Here is a 19929-nt window from a genome sequence, read left to right on the forward strand (position 1 = left end):
GTTTCCATGGCAGCGTGGCTTCTCGCGAACCGTCGGCAGGACCCGGTGGCCGGCAAGGCCGAAGTGGCGGCCGAGCCCTCCGTCAACGGCGCTCGCAACAGCCTGCGCTACCCGGAAGGTGCCTCGCAGCTGACGATGATCGAATCGCGTGCGATCCCTTCCTCGCCGGTCCCGCTGGCGGACGCCCTCAGTGCGCGCGTAGTGTATGACGAGGACGCCACGGCGCGCATCGGCGTCCCGATCTCGGGCCGCATCCTGACGCTGAAGGCGGCGCCGGGCGATCTCGTCAAGGCGGGCCAGGTTCTCGCCGAAATCGACTCGCCCGATGTGGGCACCGCCTACGCCGACCTGAACAAGGCGCACGCCGACGAAGGCCGCAAGCGCCTGATCCTGGAGCGCGCCAAGGACCTGGCGCCCGGAGAAGGCATCGCGGCCAAAGACCTGGAGGCCGCCCAGGCCGACTATGCGCAAGCGCGCGCGGAAAGCGCGCGCACCGAACTCCGCCTGAAGAACCTGAACCCGCGCGGCCTCGCGGTGCAAGGCCAGCGCGTGAGTCTCGCCAGTCCGTTGAACGGGGTCGTGGCGGAGCGCACGGCGAACCCCGCGCTGGAGGTCAGTCCTTCCTTGTCGGCACCGCTCTTCGTCGTCACCGACCCCAAGCGCCTGTGGCTCATGATCGACCTGCCCGAGAAGCTGCTCGGGCGCATGAAGCTGGGCAGCGCGGTCTCGGTCGAGAGCGATGCGTATCCGGGCGAAAGCTTCAACGCGAAGGTCGTGCAGCTCGGCCAGGTCGTCGACACCAACACGCGCCGGGTGACCGTGCGGGCACGGCTGGACAACGTCGACGGCCGGCTGCTGCCTGAAATGTTCGTTCGCGCCTCGGTGCTCCAGGACAGCGGCACCGGCGTGCGGGTGCCCAACGGCGCCCTTGTGAATCGCGGTGTCTATGCATTCGTCTTCGTGCAGCCGGCGCCGGGGGAATTCCAGCGCAGGCAGGTCAAGCTGCTGACGAAGGGCAGCGACTTCAGCTACGTGGGCGAAGGCCTGCAGGGCGGCGAGAGCGTGGTCGTCAGCGGCGCGCTGCTGCTGGACGCCGAGCTGAGCGCCCGCGCGGGCGACAAGCAATGATCGACCGGATCATCGTCTTCGCGCTCACGCAGCGCGTGTTCGTGCTCGTGCTGGTCGCCGCGTTGATCGGCTTCGGCGGCTATGCGCTGTCCAACCTGCCCATCGAGGCCTTTCCCGATGTGCAGGACGTGCAGGTGCGGGTGATCTCGCAATTGCCGGGACAGGCACCCGAAGACATGGAGCGCTCGGTCACCTTGCCGATCGAGCGCGAACTGTCGGGCACGCCCCAGCTGATCAACGTTCGTTCCGTCACGATGACCGGGCTGTCGATCATCACGCTCACCTTCGCCGATGGCACGGACAACTATTTCGCGCGCCAGCAGGTGACGGAGAAGCTGTCGACCGTCACCTTGCCCACCGGCGTCCAGCCGCAGCTGGCGCCGCTGTCCACCGCGGTGGGCGAGATCTACCGCTACACCGTCGAGGCACCGGGCATGACGGACGCGGAGGTGCGCACGCTCCAGGACTGGACCATCCGCCCGGTCTTGCGCATGACGCCGGGCGTCGCGGACGTGGTGAGCTTCGGCGGCGCCATCAAGGAGTACCGCATCGAGGCCGATCCGCTCGCCCTGCGCAAGTACCAGGTCACGCTGGACCAGCTCAGCCAGGCCGCCGGCAACGGCAACGGCAGCGCCGGCGGCGGCCTGCTTCGCCAGGGAGATGCTTCGCTGGTGGTGCGCTCCGCCGGTCTCTACGCGAGCCTCGAGGACATTCGCAAGGTCGTGATCGCCGCGAGGCAGGGACGCGCCATCACCATCGGCGACGTGGCACAGGTGCGCGAAGGCGAACGCCCGCGTTTCGGCATCGTGGCCGCGGACCAGCGCGACAGCATCGTCGAAGGCATCGTCTCGATGACCAAGGGCGGCAACCCTGCCAAGATCAACGCGGACCTGAAGGAGCGCATCGCCCAGGTGCAGACGCGCCTGCCGGCGGGCGCGAAGATCGTTCCGATCTACGACCGCACCGAGCTCGTGCGGCATACCGTCGCCACGGTCGCGGAGAACCTCGTGATCGGCGCGTTGCTGGTGATCGCCGTGCTGGTCGTCTTCCTGTCGAGCTGGCGCGCGGCCCTCGTGGTTGCCACGGTCATTCCGCTGGCGCTGCTGTTTGCCTTCATCCTGATGAACGCACGCGGCGTGTCGGCCAACCTGATCTCGCTCGGCGCGGTGGACTTCGGGATCATCATCGACAGCGCGGTGGTCATCGTCGAGGCCCTGATGGTGCGGCTCGCGCTCAGGTCTGCCCAGGACGAGCACCCGCTGTCCGCCCGAAAGCACCGCCTGCACGTGCTGCACCGCACGATGACGGACCTGTCCCACCCGGTGCTGTTCTCGAAGGCGATCATCATCCTGGCGTTCGTGCCGATCTTCACCTTCCAGCGCGTGGAGGGAAAGATCTTCACGCCGGTCGCGCTGACGCTGAGCTTCGCCCTGCTGGGGGCGGTGCTCCTGACGTTCACGCTGGTGCCGACCCTGCTGTCGTACGTGCTGCAGCGCAACGCCCTGGCCGAGCGTCACAAGCCCTGGCTGGACTGGCTGCAGCAGCGCTACCAGCAGCTCGTGGGGATGACGATGCGGCGCGGTCACGTGGTGCTGTGCCTTTCGGTGGTTCCCGTGGCGGTCGCACTTCTGCTGGCGCCCCGGCTCGGCAGCGAATTCCTTCCGAAGCTGGACGAAGGCAACATCTGGCTGACGGTGACGCTGCCCACCTCGGCCTCGCTGGAGACGACCAAACAGGTCGAGCGCCTGGTGCGCGCCAGGCTTTTCGACTACGCCGAAGTGGCGCATGTCATTGCGCAGACCGGCCGGCCCGACGACGGCTCGGACCCGAAGGGCCCCAACAACCTGGAGATCCTGGTCGACCTCAAGCCGCACAAGGAATGGCAGTTTTCGAACAAGGAGGCGCTGGTGGCCGACATGTCGAACCGGCTGGGCGCGATCCCCGGCATCAGCACCAACTTCTCGCAGGTGATCCAGGACAACGTGGAGGAATCGCTCTCCGGGTTCCGTGGCGAGATCGTGGCCAAGATCAGCGGCAACAACCTCGACATCCTGGAGGACAAGGGCGCGCAGGTCGCCAGCGTGATCCAGGGCATACGGGGGGCGACGGACGTTGAAGCCACCCGCATCGGCGGGCAGACGGAGGTCGTGGTCACCCCCGACCGCGGACGCCTGGCCCGGTACGGGATCGGCATCAACGATGTCAACACGCTGGTGAACCAGGCCATGTCCGGCGTGGCCGTGACCAGCTTCTTCCAGGAGGACAAGCGTTTCGACGTGGTGGTGCGCGTGGACGAGAAGAACCGCAACAGCGTCGACGCGATCGGCAACCTGCAACTCGCGCTGCCTGGCACCCAGGTCGGCAACGGTCCGGGAACCGTTGCCCTGAGCGACGTGGCGACGATCGAAGTACGCCAGGGTGCCTCGCGCATCCTGCGCGAAGCCGGTTCCCGCAGCGTGATCGTGAAGGTGAACCTGATCGGACGTGACCAGGGCAGCTTCGTGGAAGAGGCGCAGCGCGTGGTCGCCGACCAAGTGAAGCTGCCACCGGGCTACGACTTGAGCTGGGGTGGCCAGTTCGAGAACTCGCAACGCGCCACGAAGCGGCTGATGGTGATCATCCCGCTGACGGTGCTGCTGATCTTCTCGCTGCTGTTCTGGGCGTTCCGTTCCGTCCGGCTGGCGGGCCTCGTGCTCGGCATGGTGCCGTTCACGCTGATCGGCGGCCTGGCCGCATTGGGACTGGCCGGGCTGCATCTGTCGGTCTCCGCCGCGGTCGGCTTCATTGCGGTGGCCGGCATCTCGGTGCAGAACGGCGTGATCATGGTCGAGGAAGTGATGCAGCGGGTGCGCGAGGGCGCCGAGGTCGCGCAAGCGATCACCCAGGGAGCCGCCATTCGCCTGCGACCGATCCTGATGACCGCGCTCATGGCGGGCCTGGGTCTGCTGCCCGCCGCCTTGTCGCAGGGCATCGGCAGCGAAACGCAACGTCCCTTTGCCTGCGTGATCGTGGGCGGCATCGTGACGGGAACGATCTTCACCCTGCTGGTGCTGCCGGTGGCGATACGCCTGTTCGGCAACTTCTCCGAACCGGGCGACGAACCGGGCGCGCCCGCCTCGCCCGTGCCTGCGGGCCCGCTCCAGGAGGCCTGAAAAAATGAAACGCCATCTTCCCGGCATTGCCTTGACGACCTTCGCCGCCGCCGCGCTCATGGCGGGCTGCGCGGTCGGTCCGGACTATGTCCGGCCCGAATTGCCACCGTCCAGCGGCTACGGCTCGGACCCGGGGTTTCCCGGCACTGCCACGGCGGCCTCGGGTGTCGAGGCGCAGCGCTTTGCGCTGGAACGCGACATCCAGGCGGACTGGTGGACGCTGTTCGAATCGCCGGTGCTCAACGCGCTGATCGAGCGGGCCTTCCTGGCCAACCCGACCATCGAATCCGCACAGGCAGCCCTGCGTGCCGCGCAGGAGAACGTGTCCGCGCAGCAGGGCTTCTTCTTTCCGACGGTGCAGGCCAGCTACTCGCCGGCACGGACCAAGATTGCCGGCAACCTGGGCGGCAACTCTCCCGGGATCCAGGGCAACGGCTCGGTCATCAGCACCCGCCAGAACACCCCGGCCAGCGAAGGCGGCAGCGCACCGTTCAACGGTCCCGTCATCTACAACTTTCATACGGCGCAGATCACGGTCGGCTATGTGCCGGATGTCTTCGGCGGCAACCGCCGCCAGGTCGAATCGCTGCAAGCGCAGGCCAAGGCGCAGGAGCATCAACTGCGGGCGACCTACGTCACGCTGGCGTCGAACATCGTCGCCGCGGCCTTCCAGGACGCCTTGCTGCGCCGGCAGATCGAACTCATCCGGCAGATCGTCGACGCCAACGCCGCATCCGCGGACCTGGTGCGCCGGCAGCTGAAGGCCGGTTACGTCTCGCGACTGGAACTGGCCTTGCAGGAGAGCGCCCTGGCCCAGTCGAAGCAGCTGCTGCCGCCGCTGCAGAAGCAGTTCGAGCAGAACCGCGATCTGCTGCGGGCCCTGGCGGGCAAGGCGCAGGACGACGACGTTCCTTCCTTCGATCTCGACACGTTGCGGTTGCCGTCGGAGCTGCCGCTGACCTTGCCCTCGCGTCTGGTCGAGCAGCGCCCGGACGTGCGGGCCGCCGAGGAGCAGCTGCGCGCGGCCAATGCCCAGATCGGCGTGGCGCGAGCCGCCCGGCTGCCGCAGTTCTCCATCGACGCGACGGTCGGCGGTGCTGCGAGCCGTTTCAGCCAGATGTTCTGGAACAGCGGCCGGTTCTTCGATCTGGCGCTGGGCGTGGCCCAACCCATTTTCGACGGCGGCACCCTGCGGCATCGCGAACGTGCCGCGTACGAGCAGCAGCGCCAGGCCGTGGCCCAGTACAAGTCGACGGTCATCGTTGCGTTTCAGAACGTGGCCGATGCGCTGCACGCCATCCAGGCCGACGCGGACGCACTGGGCGCGGCTGCCGAGGCGACCAGCGCGGCGAAGACCGCGCTCGACCTGACTCGGCGCCAACACAGCCGCGGCTATCTCGACCGGGTCGCGCTGATCGCGGCCGAGCAGTCTCACAGACAAGCCGAACTGAGCCTGGTGCAAGCGCGCGCCAGCCGCCTCGGCGACACCGCGACGCTCTTTCAGGCACTGGGCGGCGGCTGGTGGCACAGCGATGCGAAGGGCCTCGCCGAGGAGGCGGTCTCGGCAAAATGACGGTCAAGGCGATGCATATCCTTCTGGTCGACAACGACCCGGTTCTCAGCGACTTCCTGCTGACCAGTCTGAGCGACTCGGGTCACCAGGTCGTGCTGGCGACGAATGTCGAAGACGCCGACTGCAAATGGCGCACGCAAGGCGCGGATGTGGTCGTGCTGGATCTGCTGCTGCCGCATACCGCCAGCACGACCAGTGGCTTCGCACGTGAACTGGCGGTGCTGCGTCTGGCGCGCGACCGCGGCGATCGCACGCCAGTGCTCGTCCTGAGCGCGCGCGACACCCCCGACGAGCGCATCGCCGGACTCGATGCAGGGGCCGACGACTACCTTGGAAAGCCATTCGACGTCAGTGAGGTCCAGGCCCGGTTGCGTGCGCTGGTGCGCCGTTCGCAGGGGATCGAAGACGTCGTCACGGTCGGGCAGCTGAGGCTCGATCGCAAGGCGCGCCGCTTCGCCGTGGCGGGCACGCCGCTCGAGCTCCCGGCCCGGGAGTTCCAGATCCTGTGGGAGCTCATGAGTGCGCCAGGGCAAGCGGTTGCCAAGAGGGTGTTGTCGGGGGCGCTCTCTCTGGAGACCGAGTCGCTGCGCGACAACGCCATCGAGGCTTTTCTCTCCCGGCTGCGCAAGAAGCTGTGCGGCAGCGGAGCGTCCATCCTCACGATGCGCGGCGTCGGCTACCTGCTGCAAGCCACGACGGCCGGCGAGGACGATCGCCATCGATGACGATGACGCAGGCCTGTGGCGCGCGGGCCTGCACGGTGACGCTCGGAGCGGTACCGCACAGACGCAGGGCCTCGCGCATGCGACAGTGCCGGGGGCATCGGCCTGCGCCGATGCCTGCGCGCCACCCTGCCTCCAGAAAGATCTCCACGATGTCCGACGCCCCCTACTTTCATGACGCCTCCGGCACGGTCCGCTTCTCGGTGACCGTGGACGGCGGCCAGGCCGTGAGCGCCAGCATCGGCAGGGAGGCGCTGCGCTACCACTTTCGCACCGCCGAGAGCGCCGATTCGCTCGAGACCTTCGGGCAGCACGTCGAGGAGATCGAGGCGGCCGTGCGGCGCCGGCTGGCGCAGGGCGCGATGGAGCCCGTGATGCTGCGCGAGCACGACATGCGCAGCCCGGCCTGAGAAGCCCGCGAGCGAGCCCCAGGCTTGACTCCTAGCCTTGGGCGAGCAGGTCCGCGTAGCTGCGCCGGTTCGCCCGGTAGCAATCGCAGGCCGCGTTCTCCAACCCTTGTCGGTCGGTGATGGTGATGACGCCGCGGCGATAGTCGATCAGGCTGCGCGTGTGCAGCGCCGTGGCCGCGTTGGTGATGCCCACCCGTCGCACGCCCAGCATGCGCCCCAGCACCTCGTGCGTGAGCGTCAGGCGCGCCGAATGCGCGCAGTCCTGCGTGGTGAGCAGCCAGCGCGCCAGGCGCTCCTCGATCTGGTGGAACTGGTGGCACAGGCCCAGGCGGCCGAACTCGGCCAGCAGCACGCACACATAGCGATTGAGCACGCGCTTCAGCGTGGCGCTTTCCAGCAGTTCCTCTTCGAACGATTTCGCCGTCAGCCGCCATGCCAGGCCCGCGCCCTGCACCAGCGTGCGCAGCGGCGCGCGCTGGGCGTCCAGCGACAGCTCGTAGCCCAGGGCACCGTCGTTGCCGACCATGCCGGTCTGCAGGCCGTCGTGGCCGTCCGCCACCGACACGAGCGACACAAAGGCGCTGGTGGGAAAGTGAATGTGCCGGATCGCGTCGCCAGGCTCGTACAGAACCTGCGCCGCCCCCAGCTGCACGTTGTCGCAGCGAGCGAGCAGGCGGTCCCGGTCCGCGGGCGGCAGCGCTTCGAGCAGCCGGTTGAGAACCGGGGCGGCGGGGTCTGGAGTCACGGAACCGCCTGTTGAAAAGGGGAAAGAGCCGAAGCGCCTTCGCATGAACACGTCGGCGTCTGCATTGTTGCCCGCCGGAGTGTCGTCATCTGTGCGCCTGCGTACCGAGTGGAATACGGAAGCCCGGGCGCGCAGGCTCAGGTGGCGGGCCGGTCCGGCAGCAGCCGGTCCGTTTCGCGCTTGACGACTTCGTAGCACTCGCACACCTGGCGTTCGAGCCCGGGCCGGTCGAGCACGGTGATATGGCCGCGCGCGTACTTGATGAGGTTCAGGCGCTGCAGCTTGCCCGCCGCCTCCGTCACGCCTTCGCGCCGCACGCCGAGCATGTTGGCAATGAGCTCCTGCGTCATCACCAGCTCGTTGCCGGGCAGCCGGTCGAGGCTCAACAGCAGCCATCGGCACAGCTGCTGCTCCAGCGAATGGTGCCGGTTGCACACCGCCGTCTGCGACATCTGCGTGATGAGCGACTGGGTGTAGCGCAGCAGCAGGTGAAGCAAAGGGCCGCCTTTTTCGGTCAGTTCCTTGATATGGGTCGAGCTCACCCTGTAGGCATTGCCCGCGCTTTGCACCACCGCCCGATTGGGCGTGCTGCCCCCGCCCATCAGAAGCGAAACCCCCACCATGCCCTCGAAGCCCACCACCGCAATTTCAGCCGATTGCCCGTTTTCCAGCACATACAGCAGCGAAACGATGGCGTCGGTCGGAAAAAACACGTGCTGCTGCACCACGCCGGACTCGTAGAGCACTTCTCCCAGACGCAGCGGCACCAGTTCGAGAAGCGGTTTCATCCGGGCCATCACCTCGGCGGGGATGACATCCAGCAGGCTGTTGCGCGCGGCAGCCGCAGGCAACGAAGATGAACGCGAAGGCAATGCCATGACAGGGAGCGGCTTCCAAAGTTCACATGATTCTGCGGCGCAACCGCCTGCGTCTGTGCGGTTGCGCACAAAGCGCGGTCAATTTGTTTTGGGGCGCGTCGGTGCGCTGGCGAACGGTGCCGGCACCGCTTTGCGGCTAGCGTGGGAACAAGTCACCCCTGCGCCAGAGGAAAACCCATGCGGGGGCGCAGGAGGTCGAATGCCCATGCGAATGCTCAGCCGCCTGTGCTGCGCGCGATTGCCGTTGACGATCGACGACCAGGAAGAAATCCAGATGTGCGACGTGCTGCGCAACGCGGGACTCATCGAGGCCGACCTGCCGCCGGTGCTGTATCAGCGCGGGCGCACCGTGTATTCCGGCCAGGCCACCGTGATGCGCGTGACGCCCAAGGGCCACTCCGCGTCGGGCCGGAAGCGCTAGCGGCGGCGCAAGCCGGCGCCGGGCCGGAAGCCGATGGCCTGCATCAGTGCGCTGGGGAATTTGTCGATTTCCATGCGCGCATTCCCGTCGGCGGCATGAAATTCGATCGCCATACCACAGTGCCCGAAAAAAACCGATTTTCGCCACCCTGAAACCTTTCGATTGCAGCAAAATTCCGGGCTTCGAGAAAACTCATTCCAAGATCGCGATGACGCTGGACGACCTGTTTGCCGATAGCCATCTGCTGCCCACGGTACCGAAGGTGGTGTTCGATCTCATCGAGATCCTGCGCGACGAAGATGCCGCGGTCAGCGCAGTGGCACGCAGGCTCGAACTCGATCAGGTGCTGACCGCCAGGGTCTTGCGCCAGGTCAACTCCCCCTATTTCGGGCTTCGCCGAAAGATCTCGTCCATCCAGGACGCGATCCAGATGCTGGGTTTCTCCTCGATCCGCTCCCTCGTGGTGAGCTCTGGCCTCACGGGCACCTTCCGCAAGGTCGACGGCGTGAACCTGCCGGCGTTCTGGTCGCACAGCCTGCGCGTGGCATCGGTGGCGCGCTACCTCGCCGGCAAGACCCGGCGCGTGGACCAGAGCCTTGCATTCACCGTCGGCAGCATGCACGCCATCGGCCACCTGATCATGGCCGGCGCCATGAAGGAGCAGATGGCAGCGCTCAATGCAGCCCACCCCTTCGACGCCATGGGCCGCCTGGAAATGGAAAAGCAGCAGTGGGGCTACCACTACGGCGACGTCAGCGCCCGGCTGGCGGCACGCTGGGAATTTGCCTCCGACTTCACCAGCGCCCTGGCCGGCTTTGCCGACCCGATGGCTTGCGAACAGCAAGACCCGCTGGCCAATGTTCTGCATCTCGCGGTGTGGCGCGTCGCGCTGGAGCGCGAAGGGCTCGTGATCGGCGATGCGAAGCACGTCTGGCCGGCCCTCTCGGCCGACGCCATCGGCCTGTCCGAGGAAATCGTCCAGGAAATGCCGGCACCGCGCGAACTGGCGTTCGATCTGGAATCGATGATCGCCTGAGCCCGCGCAGTCCATGGCACAAGGCAAGCGGGTTTCCGCCGACATCGGCGAGAACGCTCTTCAGGCGATCAAGGACATGGGTGCCGCCGCCAAGGCGGGGCGCATCGGCGCGGGCGAGGGCCAGTCCGCGGCGGCCGCTCGACTGGGCGTGCACGTGCAGACGATCGCGCGGATCGAGTCCGGCGAACCGGGCGTCGCCATCGGGCACGTGGTGGGCATGCTGGTGCTGTACGGCATCACGACGCAGCTGCGGCAGCCGTAGTCCCCAACCAGGCGGCGAGCCCGTTCAAAGGGCACCTGCAAGGGTCAGATGTCGCCGGCTCACCCAAAGGTTGACCAGGGCGTCGAGTTCCGTGGCATGGAGCCGGTCGGGCCGGACAGTTCCTTCGTCGACCAGGACCCCGGTCGCGAGCGAGGCCTGCCAGCAATTTTCAGAGCGCTTCCTGAAGTGGCCGAGGCATATGTATCCAAATGGCGCCGAGATAGAAAAAGCACACCGCCGCAGCAGCATGCCGTCGCTGCGGGCGCCTTCCACGTCCTTTGTCGACACGAGCACGTGCACGCCATCGTCCTGGAGGATGTTCTGCCTCGGCAGGATGGCCAGGAGCTGTGGAGGGCGGTGGGGACTCGAATCGGGCATGACTGTTCATGTATCGGCAATCGGGTGCGCAATTTGAAGGGGGTGCTGCCCGGACAAGGTTGAGCGGGCCCGCCCGCCCCCAAGCAAAAACCCCGAAGTCGCGCTATGGTTCGGTGCCGCTCCCCCCGGCGGAATTTCACAAAAAAGGCACGGCCCATGATCGACCTCCAAATCAACGGCCAGTCCGTTGCCGTCAACGCCCCCGCCGACATGCCCTTGCTCTGGGCATTGCGCGACATCGTCGGCCTGACCGGCACCAAGTTCGGCTGCGGCATCGCCCAGTGCGGCGCCTGCACCGTGCACCTGGACGGCCAGCCCGTGCGCTCGTGCGTGCTGCCGGTCGGCAGCATCGGCAAGAAGGCCATCACCACCATCGAGGCCATCGCCCAGACGCCGGCCGGCCAGAGCATCCAGAAAGCCTGGCTCGACGTCGACGTGGTGCAGTGCGGCTACTGCCAGTCGGGGCAGATCATGTCGGCCGCCGCGCTGATCCAGCGCACGCCCAACCCGAGCGATGCCGACATCGACGTGGCCATGTCGGGCAACGTCTGTCGGTGCTGCACCTACTCGCGCATTCGCGCGGCCATCAAGCAGGCTGCGACCGGCAAGCCCGAGGTGCTGCAGTCGGTCGTCGCCATGCCCGCCAGGAGCGCATCGTGAGCGCGGCACGGACGCAAGTCGCCTCTGGCGCCGCGGGCATCGGCCGGCGCGCCGCCCTGCAGGCCGGTGGCCTGGCACTCGCCTTCACCTGGGTCGGGGGCAGCAAGGCCTTCGCGGCCATCAGCGCCCGCCAGCAACCCGCCGACGCGGCCGCCGCGCTGGCGGACGGCAACCCGGCCTTCGCGCCCAACGCCTTCATCCGCGTCGATGCCGACGGCGGCGTGCGCCTCGTGATGCCGATGGTCGAGATGGGCCAGGCCATCTACACCGGCTCGGCGATGCTGCTGGCCGAGGAACTGGGCGTCGAGCTGGACCAGGTGCGCGTGGAACATTCGCCGCCGAACGAGGCGCTCTACGGCATGCCGCTGCTGGGCGGGCAGATCACCGGCGGCTCGACCAGCACGCGCGGCACCTACGCCGTGCTGCGCGAAGCCGGCGCCGTGGCGCGCACGCTGCTGGTGGCGGCCGCCGCTGCGCAGTGGAAGGTCGACCCGGCGAGCTGCACCGTGGCGCGCGGCGTGGTGAGCCATGCGGAGTCGAACCGGCAGCTCGGCTTCGGCGCGCTCGCCGGTGCCGCCGCCAGGCTGCCGATGCCGGGCAAGGTGGCGCTGAAGGAGCCGAAGGACTTCAAGCTCATCGGCCAGCCGCTGCGGCGCGTCGACTCCGCCGACAAGGTCAACGGCAAGACGCAGTTCGGCATCGACGTGCGCGTGCCGGGCATGAAGGTGGCCACGGTCAAGGCCTGCCCCACGCTGGGCGGCGTGCTGGCCTCGGTGGACGACAAGGCGGCGCGCGCCATTCCGGGCGTGGTAGCCGTCATTCGCATCAAGGACGCGGTCGCGGTGGTGGGCGAGCATTTCTGGGCCGCCAAGCGTGGCCTCGACGCACTGAAGCTCACCTGGACGCCCGGGCAGAACGCCGCGCTCACCACGCAGCAATTGCGCTCGTCGCTTGCCGACGCGCTGGCCAAGGGCAAGGCGATCGTCGGCAAGGAAACCGGCAAGCGGCCCGAGGGCACGCTGGTGCAGGCGACCTACGACCTGCCGATGCTGGCCCACGCGACCATGGAGCCGCTCAACACCACGGTGCATGTGCGGCCCGACGCGTGCGAGATCTGGGTCGGCACGCAGGTGCCGGCGCGCTGCGTGAGCGTGGCGGCCAAGATCACGGGGCTGTCCGAAGACAAGGTGGTGGTGCACAACCAGTACCTGGGCGGCGGTTTCGGGCGGCGGCTGGAGACCGATTCGGTCGAGCAGGCCGTGGCCTTCGCCAGGCAGGTGCCCTACCCGCTGAAGGTGGTGTGGACGCGCGAGGAAGATATTCGCCACGACATCGTGCGCCCGATGTACCACGACGACATCTCGGCGGTGGTCGACGGCGACGGCAACATCCTGTGGTTCGGCGACCGCATCGCGGGCGGCACGGTGCTGGGCCGCTGGGCGCCCGCCTTCATGGGCAAGGACGGCATGGACGGCGACCTGATCGAGTGCGTGGCCGAGCCCTGCTATGACCTGCCCAACCTGAAGGTCGAATGGGTGCGGCACGACATGCCCGCGGGCCTGAACGTGGGCTGGTGGCGCGGCGTGGGGCCCACGCACAACCTGTTCGTGATGGAGAGCTTCATCGACGAACTGGCGCAGCGCGCCAAGAAAGACCCGGTGGCCTACCGGCGCGCCCTGCTGAAGAAGAACCCGCGCACGCTCGCGGTGCTCGACCTGGCCGCCGAAAAGATCGGCTGGGGCAAGGGCGCGCTGCCAGCGCGTGTCGGCAGAGGCGTGGCGGTGGGCGACCCTTTCGGCAGCCGCGTGTGCGCGATGGTCGAGGTGGAGGTTTCGCCGCAGGGCGAGGTGCGCCTGCGGCGCGCGGTGGTCACGCTGGACTGCGGCATTGCCGTGAACGCCGGCTCCGTCGAGGCGCAGATCCAGGGCGGTCTGCTGTTCGGTCTGAGCGCGGCGCTTTTCAGCGAAATCACGCTGCAGGGCGGCGCCATCGAGCAGAGCAACTTCCACGACTACCGGATGCTGCGCATCAACGAGTCGCCGCCGATCGAGGTGCACACCGTCAAGAGCAGCGAGGCCCCCGGCGGGCTGGGCGAGGTGGGCACCGCCATCGCCGCGCCGGCGCTGGCCAATGCGATCTTCGCGGCCACGGGCGTGCGGCTGCGCGCGCTGCCGGTGAACCGCGCGCTGCTGGCGCAGGACAAGGAGGCGCTGAAGAAGAAGGTGGCCGATGCCGGACACGGAGCGCATGAAGCCCAGGGCGAAAGGAGCGCGGCATGAAGCGGTTCTTCAAGGTGCTGGTGGCGCTGTTCGTCGTGGCCGCGGGGCTGTATTTCTTCCTGAACCGCACCGACAAATCCGAAGGCGAGGCGCCGGTGCTGGCCGGCGCGCCGAGCGATGCGGCGCTGCTGGTGCGCGGCGAATACCTCACCAAGGCCGCCGACTGCATCGCGTGCCACACGGTGGCCGGCAAGGGGCAGCCCTTTGCCGGCGGCGTGCCCTTCGTGCTGCCTTTCGGCACCATCTATTCGTCCAACATCACCGCCGACCCGGCCACGGGCATCGGCGGCTGGAGCGACGAGCAGTTCGTGCGCGCGGTGCACGACGGCGTGAGGGCGGACGGCAAGCGCCTGTACCCGGCGTTCCCGTACACCTCCTACACGGCGCTCAGCCGCAACGACGTGCTCGCGATCAAGGCCTACCTCTTCAGCCTGCCGCAGGTGAACCAGCCGAACAAGGAGGCCGACCTGGGCTTTCCGTTCAACCAGCGCTGGGCCATGGGCTTCTGGAACGCGGCCTTCTTCAAGAGCAGCCGTTTCGAGCCCGACCCGGCCAAGCCCCTCGCATGGAACCAGGGCAAGTACCTGGCCACGGCGCTGGGCCATTGCGCCGAGTGCCACACGCCGCGCAACCTGGCCTTCGCGCTGGAGACGAGCAACAACCTCGCGGGCGAATCGATCCAGGGCTGGCGCGCCTACAACATCACGTCTGACGCGAAGAACGGCATCGGCGCCTGGAGCGACGCCGACATTGCCAGCTACCTCACGACTGGCCATGCCGACGGCCGCGGCTCGGCCTCGGGCCCGATGGGCGAGGCGGTGGAGCACAGCCTGCAGCACCTGAAGCCGCAGGACACGGCGGCGCTGGTGAGCTACCTGCGCACCGTGCCGGCCAGGACGGGCAAGGACCCGATCGAGATCGACGCCAAGGCGCCGTGGGCCGTGGCGGCCAGCGCGGCGGCGCCCGCCGCCAACACGGCCGAAGGCCACGAGCAGGGGCTGCGGCTTTTTGCGGCGGCGTGCGCCAGCTGCCACCAGTGGAACGGGCAAGGCCAGCAGACCAACTTCGCGTCGCTGCTGGGCACGCGCGGCGTGAACGATGCGGGCGGCGCCAACGTGACGCAGATGATCCTGCAGGGCGTGAACATGCGCGTGCACGACAACGAGGTGTACATGCCCGCGTTCGGCAAGGCCTACACCGACACCGAAGTGGCGGCGCTCGCCAACTACGTCATTGCGCAGTTCGGCAACAAGCAGGGCACGGTCACGCCGGAGTTCGTGGCGAAGCAGCGCACGCGTTGAGGCAAAGAGGCAAAAGGGGATCCGTGCATCGTCGATGACCGGATCCAGCAACTCAAGCTCAGCTCTTGATGAACGCCAGCAAATCCGGATTGATCACATCCGCCTGCGTCGACAGCATGCCGTGCGGAAATCCGTCATAGCTCTTGAGCGTGCCGTGCTTGAGCAGCTTGGCCGACAGCGGGCCCGAGTCCGCGTAAGGCACGACCTGGTCGTCGGTGCCGTGCATCACGAGCACCGGCACGTCGATCTTCTTCAGGTCTTCGGTGAAGTCGGTCTCGGAGAAGGCCTTGACGCACTCGTAGTGCGCATTGGCCGCGCCCATCATTCCCTGCAGCCACCAGCGGTCGATGAGGCCCTGCGAAATCTTCGCGCCCGGGCGGTTGAAGCCGTAGAACGGGCCGGTCGGCAGGTCGATGTAGAACTGCGCGCGGTTGGCCGCGAGCGCGGACCTGATGCCGTCGAACACTTCCATGGGCAGGCCGCCGGGGTTGGACGGGGTCTTCACCATGACGGGCGGCACGGCGCTCACCAGCACCGCCTTGGCCACGCGGCCCGGCTTGGCGCGCGCCACGTAGCGCGCCACCTCGCCGCCGCCGGTCGAGTGGCCGATGTGCACGGCGCCCTTCAGGTCCAGCGCGTCGGTCAATGCGGCGACGTCGGCGGCGTAGGTGTCCATTTCGTGGCCGCCCGAGGTTTGCGACGAGCGTCCGTGGCCGCGGCGGTCGTGCGCGATCACGCGGAAGCCCTTGCCCAGGAAGTACAGCATCTGCGTGTCCCAGTCGTCGCCGCTCAGCGGCCAGCCGTGGTGAAAGACGATGGGCTGCGCGGTGCGCGGGCCCCAGTCCTTGTAGAAGATGTTGGTGCCGTCCTTGGTGGTGACAAAGCTCATGGTGGATCCTTTGGTGTGATGGGAATGGGTTGCGGCTGGCGCTGAGAGCTTCTGCGCGGCGGCCAGGGTCGAGGTGCCGAGGGCGGAGACCGTCACGATGCCTGCCGCACTTGCCAGAATGCTCCGCCGCGAGGCGCCTGTCGATGTTTTCGTGTGAATGTCGGACATGCTTCTTTCTGTGCCTGGAGTTGCTCGGCAGCGAATGCGGGATTGCCTCGCTGGACACCGGTACTCTCCGCGAACCGGCGCGGCAAATCTTGAACGGAATGCTTGCGCTTTGAACGTTGTCGCTGGCCGCCTGCGCTCCCTGCGCCCCACCGGCAGCGTCGGACACCCCGAACTCGGGATACACCTCACCCTGCGGCGCCCGCGCCGCGTTCTGTGGAACCGAGTTGCAGCAAGCCAGACCGTCGCACGAGAAGGCCGCCCGCAAGGCCTTGTCGGGGATCGTCGCGGGGGGCTTCTTCATGCAGTCGCTCGACACCACGGTCGTCAACACCGTGCTGTCGGACGAACTGGCCGCCACCGCGCTGGCGTTCCGCTACACCTTCATCGCGGTCGGCGTGATCACGCTGCTGTCGGCGGGCGTGTTTCGCTGGCTCGACGAGGCGCGGATCAAGGCGCAGCCCCGGCGCACCTGAACGCCAGGCCCCGCGCCTCCCGCAAGGTCAGCGCGTCACCCGCACCAGCTCGAGTGTCTCGTCGGTGGCGCTGAACGGCGGACGCGTGTTCTGCGCCTCGAACCGCACGACACGCGCCAGGCCGGGTGCGTACAGCAGCTTGATGGACAGCCGGGTGGCGCGCGGCGCCAGCGGTGCGCCACCCGCATACCCCGAGTAGATCCAGCCTTCGTAGCTGACCTCCATGGCCTGCACCTCGTTGCCGTCCACTTTCGTCGTCCGCTCGCCGCCCGCGGTCGCCTTGAGCTCGTAGCGCAGCTTTTCGCCCGTGGCGGGCATGTAGTCGAGGTACCAGAGCATGCCGGGCCGGATGTCCTTGCGCACCCATCCGCCGGGCGGCGATGCGGTGTCGTAGATGCCGCCGACCGGCGTCGTCACGGACAGCACGCGCCCATCGGTTGTCTCGATGCGCCCGCCTGCGTTGAACGACACCTCCTCGCCGCTGACCCGGTCGACGCGGTAGGTCACGGGAATGCGGGTGCCGGTGAGGCGGTCGGTGCGCACGTACTCGAGCGCGTCGCCCATGCGCAACGGGGACGCGGGCGTCAAGGCGGCGCGGGCGCCGGCCGGCTCCCGGCCGCGCGCCGCCATGGCGGCCTGCGCCCGTACCGGGAGTTCCGCGAAGAACGACGCCGGAATGGCAACGCCGCCGGCGCCCCCGTCCGGCGCGGCGGCGCTGGTGATGCCCAGCAGCCGGCCCTCGGCGTCGAACAAGCCGCCGCCGCTCGCGCCCTGGGCCACCGCGGCGGTCATCTGCAGGAGCGGCAGGTCGGGGTCTTCGCCGCCACGCAGGCCCGTGAGCATGCCTTCGGTCAGCGTGTTCTCGAGCCCGCGCGGATTGCCCACGGCATATACGCGCTGCCCCACCCTTGCGGCGCCGGCCGGTGCCACGGGCACCGGCGGCGCGTTGAAGTTCGCCACCCGGATCTGGCACAGGTCGCGCGCCGGGTCGGGTTGCTCCAGGGTCGCCCCGTAGGTGACGTTGTCCTGCCGGATCACGAAGGTGCTCGCCTTGGCGAGCACGTGGCAGGCCGTGACCAGGCGGCCCGGTGCGACGACGACCGCGCTGCCGTTGCGCAGCGGGCGCTCCTGCGCATCGAAGGTTCGCACCGACCACACGCTGGGCGAGACCCTGCCGAACAGCACGTCCGGCTCGATCGCCCGGGCGCCTGAAACAAGACCGCAGGCAAGAACGGCGCAGCCGGCGAACGGCAGCAGGCGCGAGTTGCCGGCCCTCATGGCTTGGCGGGCAGCAAGCCCCGGAGGTCGTCGATCGACACGCGGGTGGCCGGCGCAGAACGCGGCGCCGCGGCGGCAACGGGTGGTGCGACGGAGACATCCGGCACCGCGGGTGCCGCGGCGACCGGCACAGGGGGCGATGCCGGTGCCGGTGCCGGTGCCGGTGCCGGTGCCGGTGCAACCGATATGGCCGCTGTCGAGGCCGGTGGAGAGGACGGCGCCGGTGGCGTGGCCGAGGCAAGGCGCGTTTGACCGATCTTCAAGCCCGCCAATGCCTGGTCGCCGTTCTGGCTGCTCCTGTCGAAGGTGCGGACCTCGCCGAAGACCAGCTGCATCCAGCTCGGGTAGTTGAAGCCGGCGCCCGTGCCCGAATCGATGGCCGCCCCCACGAGGCCGCCGAGCAGGATGTTGCCAACCATGCCGCCGTTGACACGCGACGTGGCCTGGCCGCTCGCCGGTGGCTGGCCGGGCTGCGTGCATTCGATGCTCAGGTTGCCGCCCGAGCGGCGCACCGGCACGGTTTGGCCGGAGCGCATGACGGCTTCGCTCTTGTCATTGGCCACCGTGCACTCGGCGCCGTCGACAAGCTCGCCGCTCGCGGTCAGGGTTTCGATCTTCACCGCCTGCGTGGTGCCGTGCGTCACCGACGCGCAGCCCGTCAAGAGGGACAACAAGCAAGCCAAGGCCCACGGGCCCAAAAAACGCAAGTTCACGACAACCATCTCCTCGATCCTTTTTGTATGGAAATGCTACGGCCGGCAGGAGTCTAGCGGCTGCATCGCCATTCCCTCCCGCTGCCGAACCGGGCCGGCGCATCAGGCACTCATCGGCAACCCATCTCGCCCACCACCCGCCGCACCGTCTGCAAGGCGCTGCGCAGGCCGTCCAACCCGACAGAGCCCAGCGCCAGGCGCAACGCATGCGGCAACTGCGCCGACGTGGCGAAGGGCTCGGCCGTCGACACCGACACCCCTTCGCGCAGCAGCGCCGCCGCGACCCCGTCGGCACGGGTGTCTTCCGGCAAGGGCAGCCAGACGAAGTACGACGCAGGGTGGCGCACGCACCTGAGCCCCGCCAGCGCTTCGGTGGCAATCGCCTGCCGCAGCGCGGCGTCCTGCCGCTTTTCCGATTCGAGCCGGCCGACCGTGCCGTCCGCCAGCCATGCGCAGGCGATGGCGGTCGTCACGCCCGGGGTGCACCAGGTGGTGGCCCGGATCGCGCGTTCGATCTTCGGCACCCAGGCCTCGGGCGCCACCACGAACCCCACGCGCAGGCCGGTCGCCACGCTCTTGGACAGGCCCGAGACATACACCGTGGTCTCCGGCGCCAGCATGGCCAGCGGCGCGGGCGGCATCTTGTTCGGATCGTCGGCCAGGAAGGCATAGGCCGCGTCTTCGATGACCAGCAACCCGTGCCGCCGCGCGATGGCGACCAGCCGGCGGCGCCGACTTTCGCTCATCACCCAGCCCAGCGGGTTGTGCAGGGTCGGCATGGTGTAGACGGCTTTCACGCGGCGCTTCGCGCACAGGCGCTCCAGCGCGTCGAGGTCGGGCCCCTGCCCCGAGGCGGGAACGGGTGCCAACTCCAGGCGATGCGCTTCGGCGAGCGCCTTGAAGCCCGGGTACGTCAGGGCGTCGACCGCGACCACGTCGCCCGGTTTCAGCAGCGCCATCACCGTCACCGCCAGGCCGTGCTGCGCGCCGTCCACCAGCATCACCCGCGACGGCTCTGCCGCCAGCCCCCGCGACACCAGGTGCCGGGCGACGCAGGCGCGCTCGTGCATGCGCCCGCCATGGGGCGCATAGCGCAGCATCGACTCCAGCTCGCCACCGGCGGCGAGTTGCCGCAACGCTGCGCGCAACAAGTCGGCCTGCCCCGGCAGCGACGGGTAGTTGAAGTTCAGGTCCACCAGGCCCGCCGCCACCGCCTGCTGGTCGATGCCCTGGCCCGGGGGCAGCGCGGTCTCGCGCACGAAGGTGCCGCGCCCCACTTCGCCGCTGACCAGCCCCATCGCCTCCAGCTCCGCGTAGACACGCGAGGCCGTGGCCAGGGCCAGGCCGTAGTGTCCGGCCAGCCGCCGGTGCGTGGGCAGGCGGGTGCCGGGCGGCAGGCGCCCGGTGCGGATCTCGGCCGCGAGCTCGTCGACCAGTTGCTTGTATCGGGCTTCAGCCATCGC

Annotated in this window: 19 protein-coding genes; 12 read left to right on the forward strand and 7 right to left on the reverse strand. The window is 68.5% G+C overall.

Annotated features, from left to right (window positions below):
• The first annotated feature begins 6 nt into the window (after nucleotides 1-6).
• The 5 genes from ACSFA5_RS03805 to ACSFA5_RS03825 all read left to right on the forward strand — a co-directional run bounded on the left by ACSFA5_RS03805 (nucleotide 7) and on the right by ACSFA5_RS03825 (nucleotide 6985).
• Nucleotides 7-1128: an efflux RND transporter periplasmic adaptor subunit gene (locus ACSFA5_RS03805; RefSeq protein WP_435442675.1), complete on the forward strand. Its 1122-nt coding sequence runs from the start codon at nucleotides 7-9 to the stop codon at nucleotides 1126-1128.
• Nucleotides 1125-4280 (forward strand): efflux RND transporter permease subunit, encoded by a 3156-nt coding sequence (locus tag ACSFA5_RS03810; RefSeq protein WP_435442676.1) that lies wholly within the window; start codon nucleotides 1125-1127, stop codon nucleotides 4278-4280. The genes ACSFA5_RS03805 and ACSFA5_RS03810 overlap by 4 nt, the downstream gene beginning before the upstream one ends.
• A 31-nt stretch (nucleotides 4281-4311) precedes the next feature.
• Nucleotides 4312-5853, forward strand: a complete 1542-nt coding sequence (locus ACSFA5_RS03815; protein WP_435442677.1) for an efflux transporter outer membrane subunit — start codon at nucleotides 4312-4314, stop codon at nucleotides 5851-5853.
• Nucleotides 5854-5864: 11 nt separating this feature from the next.
• Entirely contained in the window at nucleotides 5865-6578 is a 714-nt protein-coding gene (locus tag ACSFA5_RS03820; RefSeq protein ID WP_435442991.1) for a response regulator transcription factor, read from the forward strand.
• A gap of 149 nt (nucleotides 6579-6727) precedes the next feature.
• Nucleotides 6728-6985: a DUF1488 family protein gene (locus ACSFA5_RS03825; protein WP_435442678.1), complete on the forward strand. Its 258-nt coding sequence runs from the start codon at nucleotides 6728-6730 to the stop codon at nucleotides 6983-6985.
• A gap of 31 nt (nucleotides 6986-7016) precedes the next feature.
• Here the strand turns inward: ACSFA5_RS03825 and ACSFA5_RS03830 are convergent, their stop codons facing one another.
• Both ACSFA5_RS03830 and ACSFA5_RS03835 read right to left on the reverse strand, forming a co-directional pair.
• A complete protein-coding gene (locus tag ACSFA5_RS03830; RefSeq protein ID WP_435442679.1) occupies nucleotides 7017-7730 on the reverse strand; it encodes a Crp/Fnr family transcriptional regulator in 714 nt (237 codons plus the stop codon).
• A gap of 137 nt (nucleotides 7731-7867) precedes the next feature.
• The gene (locus tag ACSFA5_RS03835; RefSeq protein WP_435442680.1) at nucleotides 7868-8608 is read right to left on the reverse strand and encodes a Crp/Fnr family transcriptional regulator; all 741 of its coding nucleotides are present in this window, start codon (nucleotides 8606-8608) and stop codon (nucleotides 7868-7870) included.
• A gap of 205 nt (nucleotides 8609-8813) precedes the next feature.
• Here ACSFA5_RS03835 and ACSFA5_RS03840 point away from each other — a divergent pair, with 205 nt between their 5' ends.
• The 3 genes from ACSFA5_RS03840 (at nucleotide 8814) to ACSFA5_RS03850 (ending at nucleotide 10327) form a co-directional block, all read left to right on the forward strand.
• On the forward strand, nucleotides 8814-9029 hold the full coding sequence (locus ACSFA5_RS03840; RefSeq protein ID WP_435442681.1) for a hypothetical protein: 216 nt from the start codon (nucleotides 8814-8816) through the stop codon (nucleotides 9027-9029).
• 208 nt (nucleotides 9030-9237) lie between these two features.
• Nucleotides 9238-10065, forward strand: coding sequence for an HDOD domain-containing protein (locus tag ACSFA5_RS03845; RefSeq protein ID WP_435442682.1), 828 nt, complete (start codon nucleotides 9238-9240; stop codon nucleotides 10063-10065).
• Between the two features lie 13 nt (nucleotides 10066-10078).
• Nucleotides 10079-10327 carry a helix-turn-helix domain-containing protein gene (locus tag ACSFA5_RS03850; protein ID WP_435442683.1) on the forward strand — a complete coding sequence of 83 codons (249 nt, stop codon included), beginning with the start codon at nucleotides 10079-10081 and terminating at the stop codon, nucleotides 10325-10327.
• 24 nt (nucleotides 10328-10351) lie between these two features.
• Here the strand turns inward: ACSFA5_RS03850 and ACSFA5_RS03855 are convergent, their stop codons facing one another.
• Entirely contained in the window at nucleotides 10352-10705 is a 354-nt protein-coding gene (locus tag ACSFA5_RS03855) for a hypothetical protein (protein ID WP_435442684.1), read from the reverse strand.
• 156 nt (nucleotides 10706-10861) lie between these two features.
• On the opposite strand from ACSFA5_RS03855, the gene ACSFA5_RS03860 reads away from it, so the two are divergent.
• Genes ACSFA5_RS03860 through ACSFA5_RS03870 form a run of 3 tightly spaced genes read left to right on the forward strand, consistent with a single transcriptional unit; the run spans nucleotide 10862 to nucleotide 14945 of the window.
• Nucleotides 10862-11365, forward strand: coding sequence for a (2Fe-2S)-binding protein (locus tag ACSFA5_RS03860; RefSeq protein WP_435442685.1), 504 nt, complete (start codon nucleotides 10862-10864; stop codon nucleotides 11363-11365).
• Nucleotides 11362-13644 carry a xanthine dehydrogenase family protein molybdopterin-binding subunit gene (locus ACSFA5_RS03865; RefSeq protein ID WP_435442686.1) on the forward strand — a complete coding sequence of 761 codons (2283 nt, stop codon included), beginning with the start codon at nucleotides 11362-11364 and terminating at the stop codon, nucleotides 13642-13644. The genes ACSFA5_RS03860 and ACSFA5_RS03865 overlap by 4 nt, the downstream gene beginning before the upstream one ends.
• Nucleotides 13641-14945: a c-type cytochrome gene (locus ACSFA5_RS03870; RefSeq protein ID WP_435442687.1), complete on the forward strand. Its 1305-nt coding sequence runs from the start codon at nucleotides 13641-13643 to the stop codon at nucleotides 14943-14945. The genes ACSFA5_RS03865 and ACSFA5_RS03870 overlap by 4 nt, the downstream gene beginning before the upstream one ends.
• A 58-nt stretch (nucleotides 14946-15003) precedes the next feature.
• On the opposite strand, the gene ACSFA5_RS03875 is transcribed toward ACSFA5_RS03870, so the two are convergent.
• Nucleotides 15004-15834 carry an alpha/beta fold hydrolase gene (locus ACSFA5_RS03875; RefSeq protein WP_435442688.1) on the reverse strand — a complete coding sequence of 277 codons (831 nt, stop codon included), beginning with the start codon at nucleotides 15832-15834 and terminating at the stop codon, nucleotides 15004-15006.
• Between the two features lie 392 nt (nucleotides 15835-16226).
• On the opposite strand from ACSFA5_RS03875, the gene ACSFA5_RS03880 reads away from it, so the two are divergent.
• The gene (locus tag ACSFA5_RS03880) at nucleotides 16227-16475 is read left to right on the forward strand and encodes a hypothetical protein (RefSeq protein ID WP_435442689.1); all 249 of its coding nucleotides are present in this window, start codon (nucleotides 16227-16229) and stop codon (nucleotides 16473-16475) included.
• A gap of 27 nt (nucleotides 16476-16502) precedes the next feature.
• Here ACSFA5_RS03880 and ACSFA5_RS03885 read toward each other — a convergent pair whose 3' ends face one another.
• From ACSFA5_RS03885 to ACSFA5_RS03895, 3 genes are all read right to left on the reverse strand, one after another.
• Nucleotides 16503-17753, reverse strand: coding sequence for a S1 family peptidase (locus tag ACSFA5_RS03885; RefSeq protein WP_435442690.1), 1251 nt, complete (start codon nucleotides 17751-17753; stop codon nucleotides 16503-16505).
• Complete coding sequence (locus ACSFA5_RS03890) at nucleotides 17750-18424, reverse strand: hypothetical protein (protein ID WP_435442691.1); 675 nt, start codon at nucleotides 18422-18424, stop codon at nucleotides 17750-17752. The genes ACSFA5_RS03885 and ACSFA5_RS03890 overlap by 4 nt, the downstream gene beginning before the upstream one ends.
• Before the next feature lie 152 nt (nucleotides 18425-18576).
• Nucleotides 18577-19926: an aminotransferase-like domain-containing protein gene (locus ACSFA5_RS03895; RefSeq protein WP_435442692.1), complete on the reverse strand. Its 1350-nt coding sequence runs from the start codon at nucleotides 19924-19926 to the stop codon at nucleotides 18577-18579.
• Nucleotides 19927-19929 lie beyond the last annotated feature (3 nt).

The sequence above is a fragment of the Variovorax monticola genome (genome assembly GCF_051216855.1).
In the GTDB taxonomy this organism is placed as follows: domain Bacteria; phylum Pseudomonadota; class Gammaproteobacteria; order Burkholderiales; family Burkholderiaceae_C; genus Variovorax.